This is a genomic window from Providencia sp. PROV004, from assembly GCF_011045615.1.
GTDB lineage: Bacteria > Pseudomonadota > Gammaproteobacteria > Enterobacterales > Enterobacteriaceae > Providencia > Providencia rettgeri.
In genome coordinates, this window is record NZ_CP042859.1 from 1,069,552 (window position 1) to 1,094,988 (window position 25,437).

The following is a 25,437-nucleotide window of genomic DNA, read 5'->3' on the forward strand; positions in this document are numbered from 1 at the left end:
GTTTCATTTATTTTAGAAAATATTTTTTATTTTTGAGGAGGTCACAAAATGCCATTATTAGATAGCTTTACTGTCGATCATACTCGCATGTCAGCGCCTGCTGTACGTGTGGCAAAGACCATGAAAACACCAAGTGGTGATACCATCACGGTTTTTGATTTGCGTTTTACTGTACCAAATGAAGAAGCCATGACAGAAAAAGGGACGCATACTTTAGAGCACCTCTTTGCAGGCTTTATGCGTGATCACCTCAATGGTAATGGTGTTGAAATTATTGATATTTCACCAATGGGGTGCCGTACTGGTTTTTATATGAGCCTTATTGGTCAGCCCGATGAACTGCGTGTTGCTAATGCATGGAAGGCAGCAATGGAAGATGTTTTGCAGGTGAAAGACCAAAACAAAATTCCTGAATTGAATGTCTATCAGTGCGGCACATATAAAATGCACTCACTGGAAGAAGCTCAGCAAATTGCACGTAATGTTCTTGCATCTGAAATTGGTATCAATAAGAACGATGAGTTAGCATTACCTGCTGAGAAACTTGAACAGCTACACGTTTAGTTTTTATCAAATATTCTTTATGCAAAGAGCCAATTAAGGCTCTTTTTATTTTTATAGCAGAATTTAATGGCAAGTTTATGAAGAAATCAAAGGTCGGGGACTTGAGAACTAAAAGTAAGAGGTGTGATCCTGACCTGCTTAACGATATTTTCATTCATCGCTAATACTTCGATAAGGTAATGTCCTACCACGATTTGCTCTTCAAGTTGTGGAATATCACCGATGACTTCCAAAACCATGCCATTAACCGTCCTAGGACCATCTACAGGGAGATTCCAATCAAAAGCCTTATTCAGCTCACGAATATTAGCAGAACCGTCCACAAGAACGCTCCCATCGCTCTGTGGCAAAACTTCTTCAGCTAAGGATGGTGACATAGAGGTGGTGAAATCACCAACTATCTCTTCTAAGATATCTTCTACAGTGATAAGACCTTGAATCTCGCCATATTCATCAACGATAATCCCGAGTTTTTCTTTATTGTGCTGGAAGTTAACTAACTGAACATTTAACGGTGTACTGTTAGGAATAAAATAAATGTTATCTGCAGCTTTAATGAGATTTTGCTTATTAAATTCACGTTTTTCCATCATGAGACGGTACGCTTCGCGGACGCGTAAAATGCCAATAGAGTCATCAAGTGAATCGCGATAAAGCACAATACGGCCATGAGGGGAGTGCGTAAGCTGCCGAATAATTGATTTCCAGTCATCATTGACATCAATACCAACAATCTCATTCCTGGGTAGCATAATATCGCCAACTGTGACTTTGTCTAAGTCTAAAATGGAAATCAGCATGTCTTGATTTCGGCGGCTAATTTTATGCTTTGATTCGTTAACAATGGTGCGTAGCTCTTCCTTATTAACCGCATCAGTTCGTGCGGTTAGTGATTTCACCCCAATGCAACGTAACAGTAGTGCTGAAATAGTATTAAATGCCCAAACAATAGGCATCATAACTACTTGTAATGGTTTTAAGAGATAGCTACTTGGAAATGCAATTTTTTCAGGGTACAGCGCTGCCAGTGTTTTTGGCATAACTTCGGCAAAAATGAGTATCACAAAAGTTAGGATCCCGGTTGCCATCGCTACACCCGCGTTACCATATAGTCGCATACCGATAATAGTGGCTAATGCGGAAGCAACTATGTTGATTAAGTTGTTACCGATAAGGACTAGGCTTAACAGCTTGTCAGGATGTTTAAGCAGTTTCTCAACACGTATCGCTGAGCGATTACCTTGTTTTGCTAAATGTTTTAACCGATAACGGTTTAGCGTCATCATCCCAGTTTCTGATGCAGAAAAATAGGCTGACATAAAAATTAAAACAATCAATATGATGATTAGCGTACTCGTGGACACATCATCCAAAACAAGTTTCCTTATGTGGTGAAAGTAGTGACTTTATTTGCGTCAAAATACCATGAACTCCTGTATTAGACGATTACCAAAAAAAGCCATAGTTAAGATGATTGAACCGCCAACATGGAAAAATAGAACGCGCTTACCTCGCCATCCTCCATGGAAATGCCCCCAAAGTAGAGTGATATAAACAAACCAGGCGATAACGGATAACACTGATTTATGAATATTTTCTTTATCAAAAATATTATCCATATAAATAAAGCCAGTGCATAAGGTCAGAGTTAGCAAAATGACACCAACTTGAGTGATATGGAACATTTTACGTTCAATCACCATCATCGGTGGCATATCGGGACTAAATTTTAAGGTTTTGTTTTTTAGTTGATGGTCGATTAAAGCCACTTGTAATGCATATAAAGCCGCAATAAGAAGTGTTGCATAGCTCAACAAAGCGAGGCCAATGTGAACAAACAGGGGGACGCGAGCTTCGAGATGCGTAATAAACTCACCAGGCATTAGCGTTGACAGCATCAAGTTAATGATGGCAAAACTATAGACTATGGGCGTTAAGTACCAAGCCTTTCCCCAGTAAGCGACAACAGTCATAATCACACACATGAGTAAGCTCACTGTTGAGCCTAAATTCAACAGAGTGAGGTTTTGTCCTTCGGCTTCACTGAAAATCAAGAATTTCAATGTAATAGCGTGAGTTACTAACGCAACAACGGCAAGAAAAAGCGCGAGATGGCGGTAAAACGGCTGTTTACGCACTTGGCCGGGGACGATCAGTAACAGACTGACCATGTATGTACAAACTGCTATGACTGCATATACGGGCATAGTATAGTGTCGTTAATCATTTTTAGTGGAAAGTTATTTCATAGTATAACTTGTACGAGTGCAGGCTCCAACTATTGGACGGGCCAATCGCAATATATTCATTGCGGATAGCACTTCATGTGCCTACGGGGTTGGTTCGTATTATTAAATTCAAACCATAATAACCTGTATCATCCGTTTCAAACAGGGGGCAGCGAAAAAACTGCGGGCATGTTACAATGGGGCATTATTTTGCCGCGATTATTTTTAGTGTTGGTTTTCCTTCCTCATTGTGAAGGCATTGATGCTTATAATTCAAGTTGTTAGATAACACGCACTTGAAATTATCTGTATTAGCAACCAGATCAGGCTGACATCGGCCCATCAACAGAATTGAGCTAAGACATATGTTTGATAATTTAACTGACAGACTATCGCGCACGTTGCGCAATATCAGTGGGCGTGGGCGTCTAACTGATGAAAATATTAAAGAAACACTACGCGAAGTTCGCATGGCCTTGCTGGAAGCTGACGTTGCTTTGCCAGTAGTCCGTGAATTCATTCAAAAAGTTAAAGAAAATGCGGTTGGGCAAGATGTCAATAAAAGTCTAACACCAGGCCAAGAGTTCATCAAAATAGTTCAAAATGAACTGACTCGCGCGATGGGGGACGAAAACCACCAACTTAATTTATCCGCACAACCTCCTGCGGTCGTTTTAATGGCGGGTTTGCAAGGTGCGGGTAAAACAACCAGCGTTGCAAAATTAGGTAAGCTTTTAAAAGAAAAACAAAAGAAAAAAGTATTAGTTGTCTCTGCTGACGTTTATCGCCCCGCGGCGATTAAACAATTAGAGACGTTAGCTGAAAGTGTTGGAATTGATTTTTTCCCTTCGGAAGTACAAGAAAAACCCGCTGCTATTGTTCAAAAAGCATTAAAACACGCACAATTGCAATTCTACGATGTGCTGTTAGTAGATACCGCGGGTCGCTTGCACGTCGACGAAGCGATGATGGAAGAAATCCAAGAAGTTCACCGCATTATTAAGCCAGTTGAAACCTTATTCGTCGTCGATGCGATGACAGGACAGGATGCGGCAAACACAGCGAAAGCGTTTAATGAAGCCTTGCCACTGACTGGGGTTGTGTTGACCAAGGTCGATGGTGATGCGCGAGGCGGTGCGGCGCTTTCTATTCGCGCAATTACAGGCAAACCCATTAAATTTCTAGGGGTTGGTGAAAAAACTGACGCCTTAGAACCATTCCATCCAGAGCGCGTCGCGTCGCGTATTCTCGGTATGGGTGATGTAATTTCTCTGATTGAAGAGATTGAGCATAAAGTTGACCGCGATGAAGCTGAAAAGCTGGCTAAAAAACTTAAAACAGGGGATGGCTTTGATTTAAATGACTTTTTAAGTCAATTAAAGCAAATGCGTAATATGGGCGGTATGGCGAGCATGATGAGCAAAATGCCCGGGATGTCTCAGTTACCGGATGCCGTTAAGTCCCAAATGGATGATAAAATCACCGTTCGTATGGAAGCGATGATTAATTCCATGACACGTAAAGAACGTGAAAAACCTGAAATTATTAAAGGTTCGCGAAAACGTCGTATTGCGGCAGGTTCGGGAACTACCGTGCAAGAAGTTAACCGCCTCTTAAAACAATTTGATGACATGCAACGCATGATGAAGAAAATGAAAAAAGGTGGTCTAGCCAAGATGATGCGCGGTATGAAGGGTATGATGCCTCCGGGTTTTCCGGGGCGTTAAGCAATAAAGCCTCAAAGAAAACGCACTTTTGATTGATTTTTGCGTCAAAGTGAGTAAACTTTTCGGGCTTTTTATATGACAGCCGGACTCTATCCCTCGATGGAGTCTGGTTGTTTTGTTAACTAATGAGGATGTTATGGTAACAATTCGTTTATCTCGTGGCGGCGCTAAAAAACGTCCGTTCTACCAAATCGTTGTAACCGATAGCCGCAATGCGCGTGACGGTCGTTTCATTGAGCGTATCGGTTTCTTCAACCCGATCGCTGCTGGTCAAGCAGAAGAACTGCGTTTAGACCTGGACCGTATTGAGCATTGGGTTGGCTTAGGCGCAACTATTTCTGACCGTGTTGCACAACTGGTCAAACAAGCTAAGAAAGCAGCTTAATCTGTCGCGGTGGTAACAATGAGCAAGCAAACTAAACTACAGCCACCTGAAAACCCAATCGTATTGGGGAAATTAGGTGCAGCGTACGGTATTCGTGGTTGGCTCAAAGTTTTTTCGTCCACCGAACATGCTGAAAGTATTTTTGAGTATCAGCCTTGGTTTATCCAACGCTCAGGTCAATGGCAACACATTGAAATTGAAGATTGGAAACATCATAACAAGGATATCATCGTCAAGCTGAACGGGGTCGATGACCGCGATGCAGCTGCGCTTTTGACTAACTTTGAGATTGCGGTTGATTCAACCCAACTTCCTGAGTTAGAAAACGAATACTACTGGAAAGACCTGATGGGTTGCCATGTAGTGACGTTACAAGGCTATGACCTTGGTACCATCACTGACATGATGGAGACCGGTTCAAATGATGTACTGGTCATTAAGGCGAATTTAAAAGATGCATTTGGCATCAAGGAGCGGTTAGTTCCGTTTCTTGATGGGCAGGTTATCAAGAAAGTCGATCTCGATGCCAAACTTATTGAAGTGGATTGGGATCCTGGTTTTTAAATCTCCGGTTGAACGGTTTTGATAAGTGGGACGAAATGATGTGGATTGGTGTAATTAGCCTGTTTCCCGAAATGTTCCGCGCAATAACCGAGTACGGGGTAACTGGTCGGGCAGTGAAAAATGGCCTGCTAACATTTGAGTGCTGGAATCCGCGTGACTTTACTCACGATAGGCACAAAACTGTTGATGATCGCCCCTATGGTGGTGGTCCAGGCATGCTGATGATGGTGCAACCGCTTAAGGATGCAATCAACGCAGCAAGAACTGAGGCTGGTGTTGGTGCAAAGGTTATTTATCTTTCACCGCAAGGGCGCAAACTCAGTCAAGACGGTGTTTGCGAGCTGGCAACCAATGAGAAATTGATTCTTGTTTGTGGCCGCTATGAAGGCATTGATGAGCGTATCATTCAAACCGAAGTTGACGAAGAATGGTCAATCGGTGATTACGTTCTCAGTGGTGGGGAGCTCCCCGCGATGGTGTTGATTGACTCAGTTTCACGGTTTATACCGGGGGTACTTGGTCATCAAGCCTCTGCCCAAGAAGACTCTTTTGCAGATGGTTTGTTAGATTGTCCACACTATACCCGCCCTGAAGTGTTAGACGGCATGCAAGTTCCTGATGTTTTACTTTCAGGAAACCACGCTAAAATAGATAGCTGGCGCATGAAACAATCACTCGGCCGTACCTGGCTTAGAAGACCTGAGCTTCTGGAAAGCCTAGCTCTGACTGACGAGCAGAGGATGTTGTTGGCTGAATTCCAACGGGAATATCAGTCTGAGCAACAAATGAATCCAGACAATTAATTGTCTAAACATATCAGTTTACCTAGGGTAAGAGAGTTATTATGAGCAACATTATTAAACAACTTGAACAAGAGCAAATGAAGCAGGACGTACCTTCATTCCGTCAGGGTGACACCGTGGAAGTTAAGGTATGGGTCGTAGAAGGCTCTAAAAAACGTCTGCAGGCATTCGAGGGCGTGGTTATCGCTATTCGTAACCGCGGTCTGCACTCTGCATTCACTGTTCGTAAAATTTCTAACGGCGAAGGTGTTGAGCGTGTATTCCAAACTCACTCACCAGTCGTAGATAGCATTGCAGTTAAACGTCGTGGTGCTGTTCGCAGATCTAAACTGTACTACCTGCGTGAGCGTTCTGGTAAGGCAGCTCGTATCAAAGAGCGTCTGAACGCCAAGTAATACGCTTTCGCTACATCCGAAAGTTATGTTATGAGAGAGGCCCGCATTTGCGGGCCTTTTTACATTCACCACTATATTCGTCATACTTCAAGCTGTGGCGTTGTTGTCTTCTCTCGGTTACTCGGGTCACATACTTATGTATGCTCCCCGAGATAACCTCGTTTGACGCCTAGCCACAACTCGAATTATTTTGAATATAGCTGAGAGAGTTTATTTCAAGTTGTAGCTATGTTGGCAGCACTCATTCGCACTAGTCACATGCTCCTAGCGTCTCATTCCTTTGCCGCCTTGCTACACCCCGAACTATTTAGAATATAGCTGAGAGAGTTTATTTCAAGTCCTAGCTGTGTTGGCTGCGCTCAGCCACACAGGTCACATACCTATATTCGTCATATTTCAAGTTGTAGCTGTGTTGGCAGCACTCATTCGCACTAGTCACATACTTGTGTATGCTCCTAGCGTCTCATTCCTTTGCCGCCTTGCTACAACTCGAACTATTTAGAATATAGCTGAGAGATTAACATCTTAATCTGTAAATAAATATTTACTAAAAATTGGTGTTGAACTCTAATTTAAATATTATAAATGTTAATTTTATGTAAATTTATATATTTATCAATTCACTATTGTTGTGTAAATAATATTTTACATGTGTGGAAATATTTTACATAAATGGATTGAATTGTTTACGATGCATGGTATGTTATTAGTCATACACCCAAACACAATACGTAAATAATAAACTAAGCAAATATAAGCTAATAAGTAGGTAAAAAATGATCATGCAAAAAGATGTACTCAACAATGTGAATATTCAAGACGAGCAGGTATTAATCACTCCTGAGAGTCTGAAAGAGAAATATCCGCTGAGTCGCAGCAACCTGCATGCCATTGCGACATCGCGCCAAGTGATTGCTGACATTATTCATCAACGCGACCCTCGCTTACTCGTGGTATGTGGCCCTTGCTCAATCCATGATGTGGATGCTGCTATTGAATATGGTGAGCGTCTGAAAGTATTAGCCGAAGAATTAAGTGATAGCTTATATATTGTGATGCGTGTGTATTTTGAAAAACCTCGTACAACCGTGGGTTGGAAAGGGTTGATTAGTGATCCATTTATGGATGGCTCTTTTGAAATGGAAAAAGGCCTGCATATTGCTCGTGACTTGCTGACTAATTTAGTGAACATGGGGTTACCATTAGCGACAGAAGCACTGGACCCTAACAATCCTCAATACTTAGGGGATCTATTTAGTTGGTCTGCCATTGGTGCAAGAACCACTGAGTCACAAACACACCGCGAAATGGCATCGGGTTTATCTATGCCAGTTGGTTTTAAAAATGGAACGGATGGAAGTTTATCTACCGCAATTAATGCATTAAAAGCAGCTGCCATGCCACACCGTTTTATGGGGATTAACCAATCTGGCCAAGTTTGTTTATTACATACTAAAGGCAATAGTAACGGCCATGTTATTTTACGTGGCGGTAAAATGCCAAACTACAGCGCAGAGGACATTGCGGCTTGTGAAGCTGAAATGAAAAAAGCTGGTTTAGAGCCATCACTTATGGTGGATTGTAGCCATGGAAACTCAAATAAAGATTACCGTCGTCAGCCATTAGTTGTTGATTCTATTATTGAACAAATTATTAATGGTAATGAATCAATTACAGGTATTATGCTAGAAAGCCATATTAATGAAGGGAATCAAACATCAGAACAAGCCCGTGACTCAATGAAATACGGTGTTTCAGTAACTGATGCCTGCATTAACTGGCAAACGACGGAAACGGTATTGCGTAAATTGCATCAGGCATTACTACCTGTGCTTGAACAACGTGCGCAAAAATTGAGTAAAGTGAGCTGATCAAGGTATTGGTATGTCTGTTGAGTTATCCCATTTACGGGAACAAATTGATGAAGTTGATAAATCGTTACTCGATTTATTAGCAAAAAGGTTGCAATTGGTTGCTGAAGTCGGTGAAGTGAAAAGCTTACATGGCTTACCGATTTATGTGCCTGAGCGCGAAACCAGTATGTTGGCCGCACGTCGCGCTGAAGCTGAGCGTATGGGGATCCCACCTGATCTGATTGAGGATATTCTAAGGCGGATCATGCGTGAATCTTACGCACGTGAAAATGATAAAGGGTTCAAAACATTGAACCCATCAGCTGGACCCATTGTGATTGTGGGCGGTGATGGGAAAATGGGGCGGTTGTTCCACCGCCTTCTGACTTTATCAGGTTACCAAGTCAAAATATTGAATGAAGGTGATTGGCCGCAAGCAGAGTCTATAGTTGCTGGTGCGAGCGTTGTGATCATCAGTGTACCTATTCACTTAACAGTACAAGTGATCAACCAACTGCCTAAATTGGATAAAAGCACGATCTTGATGGATATCGCGTCAATTAAGCAACAGCCCATAGAAGCGATGTTAGCTGCGCATGATGGGCCCGTACTTGGACTTCACCCGATGTTTGGCCCTGATATTGGTAGCGTTGCAAAGCAAGTATTTGCTTATTGTAATGGCCGTAGCTCGGAGTCTTATCAGTGGTTCCTTGAACAGCTATTAGTTTGGGGAGCTCGCTTGAAAGAAATATCAGCTGAAGAGCATGATAAAAATATGAGCTTTATTCAGGCATTACGGCACTTTACAACATTTACTTATGGACGAAATCTTGCTGAGGAAAATATCGATTTACAGCAACTGCTTGATTTATCATCGCCTATTTATCGTTTAGAGCTCGCGATGGTTGGGCGGCTGTTTGCACAAGACCCTCAACTGTATGCAGATATTATTATGTCTTCTGATGAAAACGTTGAATTGATACGGAGGTATCACCAATTGTTAGGGGACTCAATAATGCTACTTGAGAAAAAAGATAAAGAGGAATTTATCCACCAATTTAATCAAGTTAGCCAGTGGTTCGGCGAAGATGCCCATCATTTTATGAAAGAAAGCCAATCATTACTGCAACGAGCAAACGATAATCGAAAATAATCATCCCCGCCCTCTATCGTGTTTTATTGCGGTAGGGGGCTTTATCTGTGCTGTTAATGTATCGCTGTCTTCCATATTCTTCCATTTTAGTTAATCTCACTTGAAATCTTTATTTAAAATAAGTAATTGTACTTATATGTATAATTTCTATCGAATAATGTGCTAATTAGCCTAAAATTGAATTTATTCACTATTTAATTCCAAATTAATCAATTTTTAAAATTAATATTTATAAATAGATCGATTTATATGATAAAGATCTTATCTGTTTTACCGATAACACTACTCATTAAATGATGACTAGCGTGGTAAATATATGTTTTTTAAAAATCTCAAAATCAGTATGAAGTTAACGATAGCATTTGGTGGTTTTGTTGCGCTTATTATCTTAAGTTCAATATTTTCTTTAGCGAATATGAACCGGGCTAATGAAGGAATGAAGCAGGTACTTTATGAAAGCTATCCTATTGCTTCGACAGCCGGGCAGATGATGGATAACTTTTATTCTTTTATTGGGATCCAAGAGCTGATTTTACTTGATGACAGAGGTAGTGATAAGCGCCGTGAAGAGCTTGCTAAAATTACACTGAAAATAACAGAGTTGTTAGAAAAACTAGAAAGCAGTGTCACTGATGATCGTTCTAAAGAAATTTTGGCAGATTTACGCGTGATCCGCCAACAGTTCCATGCATCGCTGGCACGTATGAATGTATTCTTACAACAAAATAATCGGCAAGCGGCGATTGATGAGATGATGACGAAAACTTCGAGTATTCAGCGGGATTATCGAGATCACATTCAAACATTGATGGCAATTCAAGACTTGCAGATGCAAGAGATCGGCCGGAAAGTCAATGCAGACTATGAAAGTAATAAATTATTACTGGCTGTGCTCTCAATCTTGAGTATCGCTGCGGGCTGCGTAATGGGTTGGTATATTACGACTATTATTACTAGACCATTGGAAAATGCGGTTAATTTCGCTCAGTCAATTGCAAATGGGGATTTGACTAAAGATATTCAGGTCACCTCAAAAGATGAAACGGGTGTGTTGCTAAATGCACTTAATGATATGAAAGAACACTTGCTGGAAATCGTCCAAGAGGTTCAGCAAGGTTCTGAAAGTATTTCGGCGGCAGCAGGGCAAATTGTTGCAGGGAACCAAAACCTTGCCGCACGTACAGAAGAACAAGCCGCATCAGTTGAAGAAACGGCTAGTTCAATGGAGCAAATAACTTCAACTGTTCAAAATACGACTGAGCACACCCATGAAGCAAGTATGCTTGCAGATCAAGCAGCGATTGTTGTGCAAAATAATGGCGATATGATGAGCCAAGTTACGAACAAAATGCGAGCAATCAACGGTTCGTCATCACAGATGACAGAAATTATTAACCTAATAGACTCGATTGCATTCCAAACTAATATCTTAGCATTGAATGCATCCGTTGAAGCGGCAAGAGCCGGTGAACATGGGCGAGGCTTTGCCGTTGTTGCTGGGGAAGTGAGATTATTAGCACAAAAAAGTGCAGCTTCAGCGAGTGATATTCGCGGGTTGATTGAAAACTCATCGTCACAAACGCAAGAAGGCATGGAACTTGTTGAAAAAGCAACTCAGCAAATACATGGCATGGTGGATAGTGTAAAAGAGATGAATGCGCTACTACGTGAAATTGGGCAAGCTAGCCGTGAGCAAAGCGATGGGATCTCTCAAATTAATAGTGCAGTAGGGCAACTTGATTTAACCACACAACAAAATGCGAGTTTAGTTGAAGAATCTGTTGTTGCTGCGGACTCCTTAAATGAACAAGCATATCATTTGAAGGAGTTAGTGAATTATTTCAGAGTTAAATCGTCGAGTCATCAGCCTAAAGCAGCAATATAGTTTCCGCTAAATAGGCTGCACTGATAAAAGTGCAGCCAGATTATATTTTATTAAGGCGTGATCTTTTCAGGTTCAACAGGAACCACATTTTCGGATGGGTAGCAGCCTAATATTTTAATTGATCTAGTAATTGTTGAAAGTTCTCTCAAAGCTTGCTGCATATTATCTGAACGTAAGTTTGAATGAACATCTACATAAAACATCTCTTCCCAGGGCTTACCATTAATTGGCCTAGATTCTAATTTACTCATAATTATCTTATTATTTTTCAAAATAACTAATGCATCAACTAAGGCTCCAGCTTGTTGGCCAGTGGTAAGAAGTAGTGTTGTTTTAGCGGGGACTTGTTCAGTGACTTCAATTGGTTGCGGTGCAACAACAATAAACCGAGTCATATTAATTTGCTGATTAGCGAGGTTGTGTTCTATTACGCTTAAATTGTATAACGCGCCGCCGGCTTCACTTCCAAGCGCCGCTACACTCGGTGAGTTTTGGTCTGCGACCATTTGCATTGCAGTTGATGTACTATCACAATATTTTATTTCCCAGTGAGGGAATTGCGCTAAGTATTGGCTACATTGCTGGAAAGGCTGAGGGTGGCTATACACGGTTTTGATCTGGCTGAGATCAGTATTTCCTGTTGTTAAGAGACAATGGTTTATTGGGAGTCGAATTTCTCCAACGATTGATAATGATGTATTTTGCAGTAAATCGTAAACATCATTAATTGCACCCGAGCTGGTGTTTTCTATTGGCAAAATGCCATACTCCGCTTGCCCACTCTCAACTAATGAAAAAATATCTTGGAATTTATGGCAACTGCATTCAACCAGTTGGTCAAAGTGGCGAGCAGAATATTGGCGTGCAGCAATGTGTGAGTAAGAACCTTTCGGCCCTAAGAATGCGAAACGGGCAGTATCACTCGGGGTTAAATTTAAATGTTTTTGTAAAATCGCCTGTTGTGTAAGAACGGAGTCCTCAATAATCATTTGGAATAGGCGGGTGATATAAAAACCATCAAGCCCTAGCGGTTTGCCTTTGTTGATTAAAACATCAAGAAGCTGACGCTCACGGTCTTTATCACGAATAGGGCGGCTATCATCAATTTTTGTTTCAGCGACTTCAACAGCATAACCACGGCGCTTTGCTAAAAGATTTAGTAATTCACTATCCAGTTGACTTATTTTTTCTCTTACTTTCAATAAATTAGTGCTGTTTTCCATGCTGCCTACCCTGTTAATATTATGATATAAAAAAAGCCCCCTAGAGGGGGCTTTCTAATTTTGTCTTCTTTTCTTTCTCGAACGACAAAAGCCCCTAATTAGGAGTTGCTAAAAAAGAAGAAAAAGAAAACAAAATTAAGATTCATATGAATACCTTTAGTCGATTCAATTTAAATAAACCCGATACTCACTAAGAAGTCAATAGGTAAGGATCAGAAACATAAAAAACGCGCCCATAGCGAGCGCGTTTACAAGGTTCAAGATTAGTTGATAGATAATATAAAATTATAACGTAACAGTATTATTCGCTTCTTTTACACTATTATATGCTCTTCTTGATTCTCCTTTATGTTGCACTTTATTAAGTTGTCTTTCGAGTTTGTTAATTAGTTCATTAATTGCAACGTACATATCTTCATGCTTGGCACTTGCGACCAATTTTCCTGTCGCTGTTTTTATGTTGGCATCAACCATAAAACCTTGTGGCTCTTTTGATAAAACAACATGCGTATTTATCAAGGATGCTTGCCACTTATCGAGTTTTGTTAGACGGCTCTCAATGTGCTCACGAATCGCTGGGGTAATGTCCATTTGTTTGCTAGTAATGTTCACTATCATATAGTTACCTCTCATTGTTTCCGTCTTTGTTGAGTTCAGAATACCCGTTCTTGCTAAGAAAAAATTGATATAGATCACATCTCATTCAGAGGAAGAGTAGCGCTCATCCGAAGTGTGATTTCACGTAAAAAAGGGGCGAAAAAGCATTGCCAAAATGAATTGATTAAGGGAAACTGGCTGGGTTGGTTAACGGAACGGTAATTAGCCGGAGTTTTTTTTGGGTTAAAATTAGCACACTAAATGGGCAAGCAACTAAATCGCCGTTAGCAAAGAAAACAGCAGCCTTGGCTGCTGTTCAGACTGCGGACAAACATATTATGTTTGGCAGCAAGTTTAATCGGTTATTGAAAATAAATTAGGAAAATCAATGAATTGATTTTCGGCTGATAACACAAAGCGGGAAAAACCACGCTTTTATCCCGCTTTGTCAACAACCTAAACAGCAGCCTTGGCCGCTGTTTTCGATCTCACGATGATATTATTGTGGGTTTGCAGCAATAATACTCGCAACTTTATTCGCTTCTTGGTTTAGCCCCATCTCATTATAAGCAATTTCCATGTATGCTAAGGCATTACGTGTTGCTTCTGTGTCTGGGTAGTCTTTTAGCATTTGTTGAACACGATTAACAACCGCGACATAAGCACCGCGTTTGTTGTAGTATTCGACAACAGAAAGATCGAATTTTGCTAAACGGTCTTTTAAGTAAACTAATCGCTTACTCGCATCATTGGAATATAAGCTGTTAGGATAGTAGCGAACTAGCTGACTGAAATCTTTGAATGCAACTCGTGCATGCTGTGGATCTCTGTCTGAGCGGTCAATACCAAAGAGGCCTTGCAATAAGCTATCATCCAGGGCCATCGCGGTTAAGCCTCGCATATAGAGGACATAATCAATATTTGGATGAGTTGGGTTCAAACGCATGAAACGGTCAATCGCGGCTATCGCCATTGGCAGCTCTGCTGATTTATAATATGCATAAATCAGGTCTAATTGAACCTGCTGAGCATATGGACCAAATGGATAACGGTTATCAAGAGCTTCAAATTGTTTAATCGCTGCTTTAAAATTGCCGTCCTGTAGTTTTTGCTGACCCGTTGCATATATTTCAGCAGGGGAGCTATCAGGGCTGACTTCAGGAGTGCTGGAACAGCCGACTAAAATCAGGCTCAACGTGGCTGCAGCCACCAGATTTTTCATACGTATCATCACGTGTAGGTTATCCTCTGAGTGTTTCGAGGGAGTCTATCCATAAGGCTCCCGGCAAAATTCGAGTTACAATAGCATATATTTTAAATGAAACGGCACTGCCGTCAAAACACAAACACCAAAAAGTAGATTAATTTATGGCTCAACAAGTACAACTTAGTGCAACTATCGCTGAATCACAGCTTGGTCAACGTTTAGATCAGGCTTTGGCCGAATTGTTCCCTGATTATTCACGTTCTCGCATAAAAGAATGGATTTTAGCTGATAGAGTGCAGGTTAATGGCAAAGTTATCAATAAGCCAAAAGAAAAAGTTTTCGGCAGTGAACAAATTTTAATCGATGCCCTCATTGAAGAAGATAATCGCTGGGAACCACAAGATATCCCACTTAATGTGATTTATGAAGATGAAGATATCCTAATTATTAATAAACCGCGTGATTTAGTTGTCCACCCCGGGGCAGGAAACCCAGATGGCACAATTCTGAATGCGTTATTATATCGTTATCCTGAAATTGCAGATGTGCCAAGGGCGGGTATTGTTCATCGTTTAGATAAAGACACAACAGGCTTAATGGTTGTCGCAAAAACCGTTCCAGCTCAAACACACCTTGTCGAAGCATTGCAACGTAGAGAAATTACGCGTGAATATGAAGCAGTTGCGGTCGGTCGTATGACCGCGGGCGGTATGGTAGAAGAACCTATCTCTCGCCATCCAACTAAACGAACTCATATGGCTGTACACCCAATGGGCAAACCAGCCATAACGCATTATCGTGTAATGGAACACTTTAGAGCTCATACTCGTTTACGTTTACGTCTGGAAACGGGTAGAACACACCAAATTCGAGTTCATATGGCGCATATCAATCATCCCTTAATTGGTGATCCTTTATACGGTGGGCGGCCGCGTCCATTAAAAGGGGCGACAGAGGAGTTTTTAGAGGTCATGCGTAATTTTGATAGGCAAGCACTGCACGCCACCATGTTGCGTTTATATCACCCAATCTCAGGTATTCAAATGGAGTGGCATGCACCGTTACCTGATGATATGGTTAAGCTTATTGAAGCTCTAAAAGCAGATACTGAACTGCATAAAGACGATATGGACTGGTAATGAATACATTGATTTTCCCTGATTGGCCACAACCTAAAAATATAGCTAGCTGTAGTACAACTCGTACAGGTGGTGTGAGCCAACCACCTTTTGATAGCTTGAATTTAGGTGATCATGTTGGGGATGTTCCCAATGCTGTCAGTGAAAATCGTCAACGCCTTGAAAAACTTGCTCAGCTACCACAACAGCCTGTATGGCTTGAGCAAGTGCATGGTACTGATGTGCTACATCTTGTTGGGAATAAAATTCACAATAGGCAAGCGGATGCAGTGTATAGCAACCAGGTTGGCCAAGTTTGTGCCATTATGACGGCGGATTGCTTGCCTGTGTTATTTACTAATCAAGCCGGAACGGAAGTAGCCGCCGCCCATGCAGGGTGGCGTGGGTTATGTCATGGAGTCCTTGAAAATACAGTTGCTCAATTTATTTGTCCTGCAAATGAAATTATCGCTTGGCTTGGCCCAGCTATTGGTGCTAAGAAATTTGAAGTCGGCAAGGAAGTCAAAGAGGCTTTTGTTAATCAATCGTCTGATTTAGCCTCTGCTTTTATTCCTTATAACAATAAATATCTAGCTGATATTTATTTGTTAGCGCGTAAAAGACTACAAGCTGCTGGCGTAACGAAAGTGTATGGCGGTGATTTTTGTACCGTAACAGATGAAAACAGATTTTTTTCCTATCGAAGGGAAGGAAAGACTGGCAGAATGGCTTCATTAATATGGATAAACACCTAGTCTTGGTGTTTTATTCTAAATTAATGGATATTATGAAAATAATTCCTTGCAAAACTTGAATATTTAAAAACTGACCTCATCTAGTATCCAGTAGCAAATTTAATCTCATTTATTGGAGGTGTTATGCGTCTGGACCGTTTAACTAATAAATTCCAGCAAGCTCTCGCTGACGCCCAATCACTAGCCCTTGGGCGCGAAAACCAGTTTATAGAACCTATTCATCTATTAAGTGCCCTGTTTAATCAAGAAGGGGGTACCGTTCGTCCATTGCTGACGACGTTAGGCGTGAATGCCGTACAATTCCAGCAAAAAGTCGAAGATGCGCTAGGTCGTTTACCTCAAGTGCAAGGTGTAGCGGGAGATGTTCAACCATCAAGTGACTTAATGCGTCATTTGAATTTATGTGATCAGCTGGCACAAAAGCACGGAGATGAATTTATCTCCTCAGAATTATTTCTTGTCGCCGCTTTAGAAGCCAATACGACATTAGCAGACATGCTCAAAGCAGCAGGTGTTAATAAAGATAATTTAAAAAAGGCAATAGAACAGATGCGTGGTGGAGAAAAAGTGAATGACCAAAGCGCTGAAGACCAGCGCCAAGCCTTGAAAAAATATACGGTTGATTTAACTGAACGTGCAGAGCAAGGCAAATTAGACCCTGTGATTGGCCGAGATGAAGAAATTCGTCGTACCATTCAAGTATTGCAACGTCGTACTAAAAATAATCCCGTGCTGATTGGTGAGCCAGGTGTTGGTAAAACAGCGATTGTTGAAGGGTTAGCACAACGTATCGTAAATGGTGAAATTCCAGAAGGGTTAAAAAATAAACGGGTATTATCCCTAGATATGGGGGCACTGATTGCGGGTGCGAAATATCGCGGTGAGTTTGAGGAGCGTCTGAAAGCCGTTCTAAATGACCTCGCCAAACAGGAAGGTAACGTCATTCTATTTATTGACGAGCTACATACTATGGTTGGTGCAGGTAAAGCCGATGGTGCGATGGATGCGGGCAACATGTTAAAACCTGCGTTGGCTCGTGGTGAATTACACTGCGTTGGTGCAACCACATTGGATGAGTATCGACAATACATTGAGAAAGACCCTGCTTTAGAACGTCGTTTCCAAAAAGTGTATGTCGCAGAGCCATCCGTTGAAGACACAATTGCTATTTTACGTGGCTTAAAAGAACGTTATGAATTGCATCACCATGTGCAAATAACTGACCCAGCGATTGTGGCAGCGGCAACGTTATCGCATCGGTATATTACTGACCGCATGTTACCCGATAAAGCGATTGATTTAATTGATGAAGCGGGTGCAAGTTTACGTATGCAAATGGATTCAAAACCTGAATCCTTAGATAGGCTGGAACGTCGTATTATTCAGCTCAAACTCGAACAGCAAGCGCTGAAAAAAGAATCAGATGACGCAAGTAAAAAACGCCTTGAGATGTTAGAAGAAGAGCTCGCAGAGAAAGAGCGTGAATATTCTGCGTTAGAAGAAGAATGGAAAGCTGAAAAAGCATCATTAACGGGTACTCAGCATATTAAAGCTGAACTTGAAAATACACGTATCGAGATGGAAAAAGCACGCCGTATGGGTGATTTGGCAAAAATGTCCGAATTGCAATACGGTAAAATTCCAGAGTTGGAAAAACAGCTTGAAGCGGCAACGAAAGCTGAAGGTAAAAGCATGAAACTGTTACGTAATAAAGTAACAGATGTTGAAATTGCAGAAATCTTAGCGCGTTGGACTGGCATTCCTGTATCTCGAATGCTAGAAAGCGAAAGAGAGAAACTGTTACGTATGGAACAGCAACTCCATCAGCGTGTTATTGGACAAGATGAAGCTGTAGTTGCAGTATCGAATGCAATTCGTCGTAGTCGTGCAGGGTTATCAGATCCGAACCGCCCAATTGGCTCGTTTATGTTCTTAGGGCCAACAGGGGTAGGTAAAACTGAGTTATGTAAAGCGTTAGCAAACTTTATGTTTGATAGCGATGATGCAATGGTTCGTATCGACATGTCTGAATTTATGGAAAAACATGCGGTATCACGTTTAGTGGGCGCACCTCCTGGATATGTTGGTTACGAAGAAGGTGGGTATTTAACTGAAGCAGTTCGACGTCGTCCTTACTCAGTCATTTTATTGGATGAAGTTGAGAAAGCACACCCTGATGTTTTCAACATTTTATTACAAGTGCTTGATGATGGACGTTTAACGGATGGGCAAGGTAGAACGGTAGACTTCCGTAATACAGTAATCATCATGACATCCAACTTGGGTTCTGACTTAATCCAAGAAAGGTTTGGCATGATTGGTTACTCAGAAATGAAAGATATGGTGATGGAAGTGGTATCCCATAGTTTCAGACCTGAATTTATTAACCGTATAGATGAAGTCGTTGTATTCCATCCATTAGGTAAAGAGCAAATTACGAATATTGCCAATATTCAATTGGCTCGTTTATATAAACGTCTTGAAGAGCACGGTTATGAAGTCAGTGCAACACCAGCGGCACTTGAGAAAATTGGGGAGGCTGGTTTTGACCCAATCTTCGGAGCAAGGCCGTTGAAACGTGCAATTCAGCAGGAAATTGAAAACCCTCTGGCACAAGAAATCTTGTCAGGTAAGTTATTGCCAGGTAAACCTGTCATTTTAGATGTAGAAAATGACGAAATCGTTGCTAAACAGTAATTGATGTTATTGTGAAATCAAAAGGTGGCTAATAATAGCCACCTTTTTTATATCAAATTACGTATAAAACCGCTTTTTTTGTTTGAGAAATGTACGTAAAGTATAAAATACCATCACTTAAAAATTATTTTCAAAAAAACACTTGCCAGATTTTTCTGACTCCCTATAATGCGCCACCACTGACCGGGAACAAGACAACGCAAAGCGCGATGAACACTGAAACGGCAGCGAGAGATTCTGAAAAGAAAAAGCAAAAAATTGCTTGACTCTCACAGAGGAAAACGTATTATACGCCTCCTCGCGACAACGACCTCGAAGTCGAAAATCAACAGATTTAGTCGCAACGCTCTTTAACAATTTATCAGACAATCTGTGTGGGCACTCACAGGACACTATCAAAAAATATTTGATTTTAAGTCTTGAAGAGTGACTAATACGTTAATTCATATATATGAACTAATAGGTAATTTGATTTCTTCGGAAATCAAACGACAGTAAACATTCTTTGAGCATCAAGCTTTTTAATTGAAGAGTTTGATCATGGCTCAGATTGAACGCTGGCGGCAGGCCTAACACATGCAAGTCGAGCGGTAACAGGGGAAGCTTGCTTCTCGCTGACGAGCGGCGGACGGGTGAGTAATGTATGGGGATCTGCCCGATAGAGGGGGATAACTACTGGAAACGGTAGCTAATACCGCATAATCTCTCAGGAGCAAAGCAGGGGAACTTCGGTCCTTGCGCTATCGGATGAACCCATATGGGATTAGCTAGTAGGTGAGGTAATGGCTCACCTAGGCGACGATCCCTAGCTGGTCTGAGAGGATGATCAGCCACACTGGGACTGAGACACGGCCCAGACTCCTACGGGAGGCAGCAGTGGGGAATATTGCACAATGGGCGCAAGCCTGATGCAGCCATGCCGCGTGTATGAAGAAGGCCCTAGGGTTGTAAAGTACTTTCAGTCGGGAGGAAGGCGTTGATGCTAATATCATCAACGATTGACGTTACCGACAGAAGAAGCACCGGCTAACTCCGTGCCAGCAGCCGCGGTAATACGGAGGGTGCAAGCGTTAATCGGAATTACTGGGCGTAAAGCGCACGCAGGCGGTTGATTAAGTTAGATGTGAAATCCCCGGGCTTAACCTGGGAATGGCATCTAAGACTGGTCAGCTAGAGTCTTGTAGAGGGGGGTAGAATTCCATGTGTAGCGGTGAAATGCGTAGAGATGTGGAGGAATACCGGTGGCGAAGGCGGCCCCCTGGACAAAGACTGACGCTCAGGTGCGAAAGCGTGGGGAGCAAACAGGATTAGATACCCTGGTAGTCCACGCTGTAAACGATGTCGATTTGAAGGTTGTTCCCTTGAGGAGTGGCTTTCGGAGCTAACGCGTTAAATCGACCGCCTGGGGAGTACGGCCGCAAGGTTAAAACTCAAATGAATTGACGGGGGCCCGCACAAGCGGTGGAGCATGTGGTTTAATTCGATGCAACGCGAAGAACCTTACCTACTCTTGACATCCAGAGAATTTAGCAGAGATGCTTTAGTGCCTTCGGGAACTCTGAGACAGGTGCTGCATGGCTGTCGTCAGCTCGTGTTGTGAAATGTTGGGTTAAGTCCCGCAACGAGCGCAACCCTTATCCTTTGTTGCCAGCGATTCGGTCGGGAACTCAAAGGAGACTGCCGGTGATAAACCGGAGGAAGGTGGGGATGACGTCAAGTCATCATGGCCCTTACGAGTAGGGCTACACACGTGCTACAATGGCGTATACAAAGAGAAGCGACCTCGCGAGAGCAAGCGGAACTCATAAAGTACGTCGTAGTCCGGATTGGAGTCTGCAACTCGACTCCATGAAGTCGGAATCGCTAGTAATCGTAGATCAGAATGCTACGGTGAATACGTTCCCGGGCCTTGTACACACCGCCCGTCACACCATGGGAGTGGGTTGCAAAAGAAGTAGGTAGCTTAACCTTCGGGAGGGCGCTTACCACTTTGTGATTCATGACTGGGGTGAAGTCGTAACAAGGTAACCGTAGGGGAACCTGCGGTTGGATCACCTCCTTACCATTGAAGTGTTTTTGTGAAGTGCTCACACAGATTGTCTGATGAAATAGAGTAGCGGTATCGATAGGCTTGTAGCTCAGGTGGTTAGAGCGCACCCCTGATAAGGGTGAGGTCGGTGGTTCAAGTCCACTCAGGCCTACCAAAATCGAATTGATGCTTCGTTATAACCTAGCTCGTTTACCTAGCGTAAACGTCGCCATGTTATGCCTTGTCTAAATTCGATTTATAACTAATTTCTTTCATAAAAAGAAACGATACCGAAAAATACCTTTATGGGGCTATAGCTCAGCTGGGAGAGCGCCTGCCTTGCACGCAGGAGGTCAGCGGTTCGATCCCGCTTAGCTCCACCATAAATTTTTCTGATTATTCAGAATAGATTAGTGAAATAGTCTATTGCGAATAATTATGCTCTTTAACAATCTGGAACAAGCTGAAAATTGAAAACAACGCACATTGTTTATCGCTTAAACAATGTGAGAGTCTCTCAAAAATCTCAACTTGAATAGTGTACTTTGAACTATCGAGTCGACGAGCGACATGAGTTCAAGGCAGCCCGCGCACAGCAAGCGCAGCGTACTTAACGTACGTGAGCATTGCGCGCACGGACTAACGCCGAAATCATGAAGCACAGTCACTCGTTGTAAGAAGACACCTTCGGGTTGTGAGGTTAAGCGACTAAGCGTACACGGTGGATGCCTAGGCAATCAGAGGCGATGAAGGACGTGCTAATCTGCGATAAGCGTCGGTAAGGTGATATGAACCGTGATAACCGACGATTTCCGAATGGGGAAACCCAGTGCAATTCGTTGCACTATCGTTTGATGAATACATAGTCAAACGAAGCGAACCGGGGGAACTGAAACATCTCAGTACCCCGAGGAAAAGAAATCAACCGAGATTCCCCTAGTAGCGGCGAGCGAACGGGGAGCAGCCCAGAGTCTTAATCAGCATTAGCATCAGGAGAACGGCCTGGAAAGGCCGGCAGTAAAGGGTGATAGCCCCGTATCCGAAGGTGTTAGTGTTGTGAACTCGACGAGTAGGGCGGGACACGTGTTATCCTGTCTGAATATGGGGGGACCATCCTCCAAGGCTAAATACTCCTGATTGACCGATAGTGAACCAGTACCGTGAGGGAAAGGCGAAAAGAACCCCGGCGAGGGGAGTGAAATAGAACCTGAAACCGTGTACGTACAAGCAGTGGGAGCCCCACCACCAAAGCATTTTCTGGTGTTGAGGACAACTTTGAAGTGACATTCAACACGCGTTGGCGGAGCGTTTTTTGCGACGCCCAACACACAAAACAAGCAGTGAATGTGCTTTGGGGTGGGGTGACTGCGTACCTTTTGTATAATGGGTCAGCGACTTATATTCTGTAGCAAGGTTAACCGTATAGGGGAGCCGTAGGGAAACCGAGTCTTAACTGGGCGAATAAGTTGCAGGGTATAGACCCGAAACCCGGTGATCTAGCCATGGGCAGGTTGAAGGTTGGGTAACACTAACTGGAGGACCGAACCGACTAATGTTGAAAAATTAGCGGATGACTTGTGGCTGGGGGTGAAAGGCCAATCAAACCGGGAGATAGCTGGTTCTCCCCGAAAGCTATTTAGGTAGCGCCTCGTGAACTCATCTTCGGGGGTAGAGCACTGTTTCGACTAGGGGGTCATCCCGACTTACCAACTCGATGCAAACTACGAATACCGAAGAATGTTATCACGGGAGACACACGGCGGGTGCTAACGTTCGTCGTGAAGAGGGAAACAACCCAGACCGCCAGCTAAGGTCCCAAAGTCATAGTTAAGTGGGAAACGAAGTGGGAAGGCTCAGACAGCCAGGATGTTGGCTTAGAAGCAGCCATCATTTAAAGAAAGCGTAATAGCTCACTGGTCGAGTCGGCCTGCGCGGAAGATGTAACGGGGCTAAACTATGCACCGAAGCTGCGGCAGCGAACGTATCACTTAAACTGATTAAGTGATATTCAATAGTATCAAAACGATTGACGGAGCAACGCGACGTCAATGCGTTCAACAAAGTCGAGGCGGAAACGTCAGACAGTCAGTTTAAGGATACGTTCGTTGGGTAGGGGAGCGTTCTGTAAGCCTGTGAAGGTGTACTGCGAGGTATGCTGGAGGTATCAGAAGTGCGAATGCTGACATAAGTAACGATAATGCGGGTGAAAAACCCGCACGCCGGAAGACCAAGGGTTCCTGTCCAACGTTAATCGGGGCAGGGTGAGTCGACCCCTAAGGCGAGGCAGAAATGCGTAGTCGATGGGAAACGGGTTAATATTCCCGTACTGGTGATAATTGCGATGGGGGGACGGAGAAGGCTAGGCTATCCGGGCGACGGTTGTCCCGGTTTAAGGATGTAGGCAGGTGAATTAGGCAAATCCGGTTCACTATATGCTGAGGTCCGACGACGAGTCACTACGGTGATGAAGTAGCTCATGCCCCGCTTCCAGGAAAAGCCTCTAAGCTCTAGATTATCATTAATCGTACCCCAAACCGACACAGGTGGTCAGGTAGAGAATACTCAGGCGCTTGAGAGAACTCGGGTGAAGGAACTAGGCAAAATGGTGCCGTAACTTCGGGAGAAGGCACGCTGGCGCTAGGTGAAGTCCCTCGCGGATGGAGCTGAAGCCAGTCGCAGATACCAGCTGGCTGCAACTGTTTATTAAAAACACAGCACTGTGCAAACACGAAAGTGGACGTATACGGTGTGACGCCTGCCCGGTGCTGGAAGGTTAATTGATGGGGTTATCCGTAAGGAGAAGCTCTTGATCGAAGCCCCAGTAAACGGCGGCCGTAACTATAACGGTCCTAAGGTAGCGAAATTCCTTGTCGGGTAAGTTCCGACCTGCACGAATGGCGTAATGATGGCCAGGCTGTCTCCACCCGAGACTCAGTGAAATTGAACTCGCTGTGAAGATGCAGTGTACCCGCGGCAAGACGGAAAGACCCCGTGAACCTTTACTATAGCTTGACACTGAACATTGAGCCTTGATGTGTAGGATAGGTGGGAGGCTTTGAAGTGTGGACGCCAGTCTGCATGGAGCCAACCTTGAAATACCACCCTTTAATGTTTGATGTTCTAACGTAGCCCCGTTATCCGGGGTGCGGACAGTGTCTGGTGGGTAGTTTGACTGGGGCGGTCTCCTCCCAAAGAGTAACGGAGGAGCACGAAGGTTGGCTAAGCATGGTCGGACATCATGCGGTTAGTGCAAAGGCATAAGCCAGCTTGACTGCGAGAGTGACGGCTCGAGCAGGTACGAAAGTAGGTCTTAGTGATCCGGTGGTTCTGAATGGAAGGGCCATCGCTCAACGGATAAAAGGTACTCCGGGGATAACAGGCTGATACCGCCCAAGAGTTCATATCGACGGCGGTGTTTGGCACCTCGATGTCGGCTCATCACATCCTGGGGCTGAAGTAGGTCCCAAGGGTACGGCTGTTCGCCGTTTAAAGTGGTACGCGAGCTGGGTTTAGAACGTCGTGAGACAGTTCGGTCCCTATCTGCCGTGGGCGTTGGAAGATTGAAAGGGGCTGCTCCTAGTACGAGAGGACCGGAGTGGACGCACCACTGGTGTTCGGGTTGTCATGCCAATGGCATTGCCCGGTAGCTAAGTGCGGAAGAGATAACCGCTGAAAGCATCTAAGCGGGAAACTTGCCTTGAGATGAGTCTTCCCTGACTCTTTAAGGGTCCTAAAGGAACGTTTAAGACTAAGACGTTGATAGGTTGGGTGTGTAAGCGTAGCGATACGTTGAGCTAACCAATACTAATGAACCGTGAGGCTTAACCTGACAACACCGAAGGTGTTTTAGAGAGATTATGTTGATTCAATAAGCGTGAGAAGCCGAGAGGTGAAGGACACAGCAGCTTGTTCGAGATTAATGTTCTGGTTTAGTGCACGAAAGTGAGATTAAACGGGAATACACAGAATTTGTCTGGCGGCAATAGCGCGGTGGTCCCACCTGACCCCATGCCGAACTCAGCAGTGAAACGCCGTAGCGCCGATGGTAGTGTGGGGTCTCCCCATGTGAGAGTAGGGAACTGCCAGACATTCAATTAGTGAGAAAGCCACCCATTGGGTGGCTTTTTTGCGTTTGGGGGAAACTAATTTATTGTTGATGTTATTCCTCTTCGTAGGGTCATTAGTCATGAATATAACTACCGTCAATGGCAGCTCACGATATAAAGTAGTGAGTAACAACTCACGTATTATTTA

17 protein-coding genes, 2 tRNA genes, 3 rRNA genes and 1 other annotated feature are annotated in these 25,437 nt (G+C 43.3%); of the genes, 17 read left to right on the forward strand and 5 right to left on the reverse strand.

Annotated elements, in window-relative coordinates; genetic code table 11:
• Positions 1 to 48: 48 nt before the first annotated feature.
• Positions 49 to 564, forward strand: a complete 516-nt coding sequence (luxS, locus tag FVA69_RS04730; protein WP_004914042.1) for an S-ribosylhomocysteine lyase — start codon at positions 49 to 51, stop codon at positions 562 to 564.
• An 86-nt stretch (positions 565 to 650) separates the two neighbouring features.
• On the opposite strand, the gene FVA69_RS04735 is transcribed toward luxS, so the two are convergent.
• Both FVA69_RS04735 and FVA69_RS04740 read right to left on the reverse strand, forming a co-directional pair.
• On the reverse strand, positions 651 to 1,937 hold the full coding sequence (locus tag FVA69_RS04735) for a CNNM domain-containing protein (RefSeq protein ID WP_109911980.1): 1,287 nt from the start codon (positions 1,935 to 1,937) through the stop codon (positions 651 to 653).
• 42 nt (positions 1,938 to 1,979) lie between these two features.
• Entirely contained in the window at positions 1,980 to 2,771 is a 792-nt protein-coding gene (locus FVA69_RS04740; RefSeq protein WP_164528480.1) for a cytochrome C assembly family protein, read from the reverse strand.
• A gap of 386 nt (positions 2,772 to 3,157) precedes the next feature.
• On the opposite strand from FVA69_RS04740, the gene ffh reads away from it, so the two are divergent.
• From ffh to FVA69_RS04780, 8 genes are all read left to right on the forward strand, one after another.
• Positions 3,158 to 4,519 carry a signal recognition particle protein gene (ffh, locus tag FVA69_RS04745; RefSeq protein WP_004914034.1) on the forward strand — a complete coding sequence of 454 codons (1,362 nt, stop codon included), beginning with the start codon at positions 3,158 to 3,160 and terminating at the stop codon, positions 4,517 to 4,519.
• Between the two features lie 136 nt (positions 4,520 to 4,655).
• A complete protein-coding gene (gene rpsP, locus FVA69_RS04750) occupies positions 4,656 to 4,904 on the forward strand; it encodes a 30S ribosomal protein S16 (protein ID WP_004914031.1) in 249 nt (82 codons plus the stop codon).
• 18 nt (positions 4,905 to 4,922) lie between these two features.
• Positions 4,923 to 5,468, forward strand: a complete 546-nt coding sequence (rimM, locus tag FVA69_RS04755) for a ribosome maturation factor RimM (RefSeq protein ID WP_047757188.1) — start codon at positions 4,923 to 4,925, stop codon at positions 5,466 to 5,468.
• Positions 5,469 to 5,506: 38 nt separating this feature from the next.
• Positions 5,507 to 6,271, forward strand: coding sequence for a tRNA (guanosine(37)-N1)-methyltransferase TrmD (gene trmD, locus FVA69_RS04760; RefSeq protein ID WP_109911981.1), 765 nt, complete (start codon positions 5,507 to 5,509; stop codon positions 6,269 to 6,271).
• Positions 6,272 to 6,312: 41 nt separating this feature from the next.
• Entirely contained in the window at positions 6,313 to 6,666 is a 354-nt protein-coding gene (gene rplS, locus FVA69_RS04765; RefSeq protein WP_004264827.1) for a 50S ribosomal protein L19, read from the forward strand.
• Between the two features lie 776 nt (positions 6,667 to 7,442).
• A complete protein-coding gene (locus FVA69_RS04770; protein ID WP_042851650.1) occupies positions 7,443 to 8,537 on the forward strand; it encodes a 3-deoxy-7-phosphoheptulonate synthase in 1,095 nt (364 codons plus the stop codon).
• A 13-nt stretch (positions 8,538 to 8,550) separates the two neighbouring features.
• Entirely contained in the window at positions 8,551 to 9,672 is a 1,122-nt protein-coding gene (gene tyrA / locus FVA69_RS04775; protein WP_109911982.1) for a bifunctional chorismate mutase/prephenate dehydrogenase, read from the forward strand.
• 316 nt (positions 9,673 to 9,988) lie between these two features.
• On the forward strand, positions 9,989 to 11,557 hold the full coding sequence (locus tag FVA69_RS04780; protein ID WP_109911983.1) for a methyl-accepting chemotaxis protein: 1,569 nt from the start codon (positions 9,989 to 9,991) through the stop codon (positions 11,555 to 11,557).
• Between the two features lie 50 nt (positions 11,558 to 11,607).
• On the opposite strand, the gene pheA is transcribed toward FVA69_RS04780, so the two are convergent.
• The 3 genes from pheA to bamD form a co-directional block, all read right to left on the reverse strand.
• On the reverse strand, positions 11,608 to 12,780 hold the full coding sequence (pheA, locus tag FVA69_RS04785; RefSeq protein WP_004913989.1) for a bifunctional chorismate mutase/prephenate dehydratase: 1,173 nt from the start codon (positions 12,778 to 12,780) through the stop codon (positions 11,608 to 11,610).
• A gap of 26 nt (positions 12,781 to 12,806) precedes the next feature.
• Positions 12,807 to 12,927 (reverse strand) — a sequence feature (Phe leader region).
• Between the two features lie 138 nt (positions 12,928 to 13,065).
• A complete protein-coding gene (raiA, locus tag FVA69_RS04790) occupies positions 13,066 to 13,398 on the reverse strand; it encodes a ribosome-associated translation inhibitor RaiA (RefSeq protein ID WP_004913987.1) in 333 nt (110 codons plus the stop codon).
• Positions 13,399 to 13,876: 478 nt separating this feature from the next.
• The gene (gene bamD / locus FVA69_RS04795; RefSeq protein ID WP_004913985.1) at positions 13,877 to 14,608 is read right to left on the reverse strand and encodes an outer membrane protein assembly factor BamD; all 732 of its coding nucleotides are present in this window, start codon (positions 14,606 to 14,608) and stop codon (positions 13,877 to 13,879) included.
• Between the two features lie 137 nt (positions 14,609 to 14,745).
• Between bamD and rluD the strand changes: the two genes are divergently transcribed.
• The 8 genes from rluD to rrf all read left to right on the forward strand — a co-directional run bounded on the left by rluD (position 14,746) and on the right by rrf (position 25,271).
• A complete protein-coding gene (gene rluD / locus FVA69_RS04800; protein WP_004913983.1) occupies positions 14,746 to 15,723 on the forward strand; it encodes a 23S rRNA pseudouridine(1911/1915/1917) synthase RluD in 978 nt (325 codons plus the stop codon).
• Positions 15,723 to 16,457 carry a purine nucleoside phosphorylase YfiH gene (gene yfiH / locus FVA69_RS04805; RefSeq protein WP_109911984.1) on the forward strand — a complete coding sequence of 245 codons (735 nt, stop codon included), beginning with the start codon at positions 15,723 to 15,725 and terminating at the stop codon, positions 16,455 to 16,457. Before rluD ends, yfiH begins: the two co-directional genes overlap by 1 nt.
• Before the next feature lie 123 nt (positions 16,458 to 16,580).
• Positions 16,581 to 19,154 (forward strand): ATP-dependent chaperone ClpB, encoded by a 2,574-nt coding sequence (clpB, locus tag FVA69_RS04810; protein WP_004913979.1) that lies wholly within the window; start codon positions 16,581 to 16,583, stop codon positions 19,152 to 19,154.
• 522 nt (positions 19,155 to 19,676) lie between these two features.
• Positions 19,677 to 21,216, forward strand: a 16S ribosomal RNA gene (locus FVA69_RS04815).
• A 65-nt stretch (positions 21,217 to 21,281) separates the two neighbouring features.
• Positions 21,282 to 21,358 (forward strand) — tRNA-Ile (locus tag FVA69_RS04820).
• A 132-nt stretch (positions 21,359 to 21,490) separates the two neighbouring features.
• Positions 21,491 to 21,566: transfer RNA gene (locus FVA69_RS04825), tRNA-Ala, on the forward strand.
• A 315-nt stretch (positions 21,567 to 21,881) separates the two neighbouring features.
• A 23S ribosomal RNA gene (locus FVA69_RS04830) occupies positions 21,882 to 25,012 on the forward strand.
• Positions 25,013 to 25,155: 143 nt separating this feature from the next.
• Positions 25,156 to 25,271, forward strand: a 5S ribosomal RNA gene (gene rrf, locus FVA69_RS04835).
• The 16S, 23S and 5S rRNA genes sit together here with 2 tRNA genes alongside, the layout of an rRNA operon.
• The last annotated feature ends 166 nt before the right edge of the window (positions 25,272 to 25,437 follow it).

Excerpts from the sequence above, each read along its gene's own strand:
- luxS (WP_004914042.1), top strand. The coding sequence starts at position 49 with ATGCCATTATTAGATAGCTTTACTGTCGATCATACTCGCATGTCAGCG.
- FVA69_RS04740 (WP_164528480.1), bottom strand. The coding sequence starts at position 2,771 with ATGCCCGTATATGCAGTCATAGCAGTTTGTACATACATGGTCAGTCTG.
- ffh (WP_004914034.1), top strand. The coding sequence starts at position 3,158 with ATGTTTGATAATTTAACTGACAGACTATCGCGCACGTTGCGCAATATC.
- rpsP (WP_004914031.1), top strand. The coding sequence starts at position 4,656 with ATGGTAACAATTCGTTTATCTCGTGGCGGCGCTAAAAAACGTCCGTTC.
- rimM (WP_047757188.1), top strand. The coding sequence starts at position 4,923 with ATGAGCAAGCAAACTAAACTACAGCCACCTGAAAACCCAATCGTATTG.
- trmD (WP_109911981.1), top strand. The coding sequence starts at position 5,507 with ATGTGGATTGGTGTAATTAGCCTGTTTCCCGAAATGTTCCGCGCAATA.
- rplS (WP_004264827.1), top strand. The coding sequence starts at position 6,313 with ATGAGCAACATTATTAAACAACTTGAACAAGAGCAAATGAAGCAGGAC.
- FVA69_RS04770 (WP_042851650.1), top strand. The coding sequence starts at position 7,443 with ATGATCATGCAAAAAGATGTACTCAACAATGTGAATATTCAAGACGAG.
- tyrA (WP_109911982.1), top strand. The coding sequence starts at position 8,551 with ATGTCTGTTGAGTTATCCCATTTACGGGAACAAATTGATGAAGTTGAT.
- FVA69_RS04780 (WP_109911983.1), top strand. The coding sequence starts at position 9,989 with ATGTTTTTTAAAAATCTCAAAATCAGTATGAAGTTAACGATAGCATTT.
- pheA (WP_004913989.1), bottom strand. The coding sequence starts at position 12,780 with ATGGAAAACAGCACTAATTTATTGAAAGTAAGAGAAAAAATAAGTCAA.
- raiA (WP_004913987.1), bottom strand. The coding sequence starts at position 13,398 with ATGATAGTGAACATTACTAGCAAACAAATGGACATTACCCCAGCGATT.
- bamD (WP_004913985.1), bottom strand. The coding sequence starts at position 14,608 with ATGATACGTATGAAAAATCTGGTGGCTGCAGCCACGTTGAGCCTGATT.
- rluD (WP_004913983.1), top strand. The coding sequence starts at position 14,746 with ATGGCTCAACAAGTACAACTTAGTGCAACTATCGCTGAATCACAGCTT.
- yfiH (WP_109911984.1), top strand. The coding sequence starts at position 15,723 with ATGAATACATTGATTTTCCCTGATTGGCCACAACCTAAAAATATAGCT.
- clpB (WP_004913979.1), top strand. The coding sequence starts at position 16,581 with ATGCGTCTGGACCGTTTAACTAATAAATTCCAGCAAGCTCTCGCTGAC.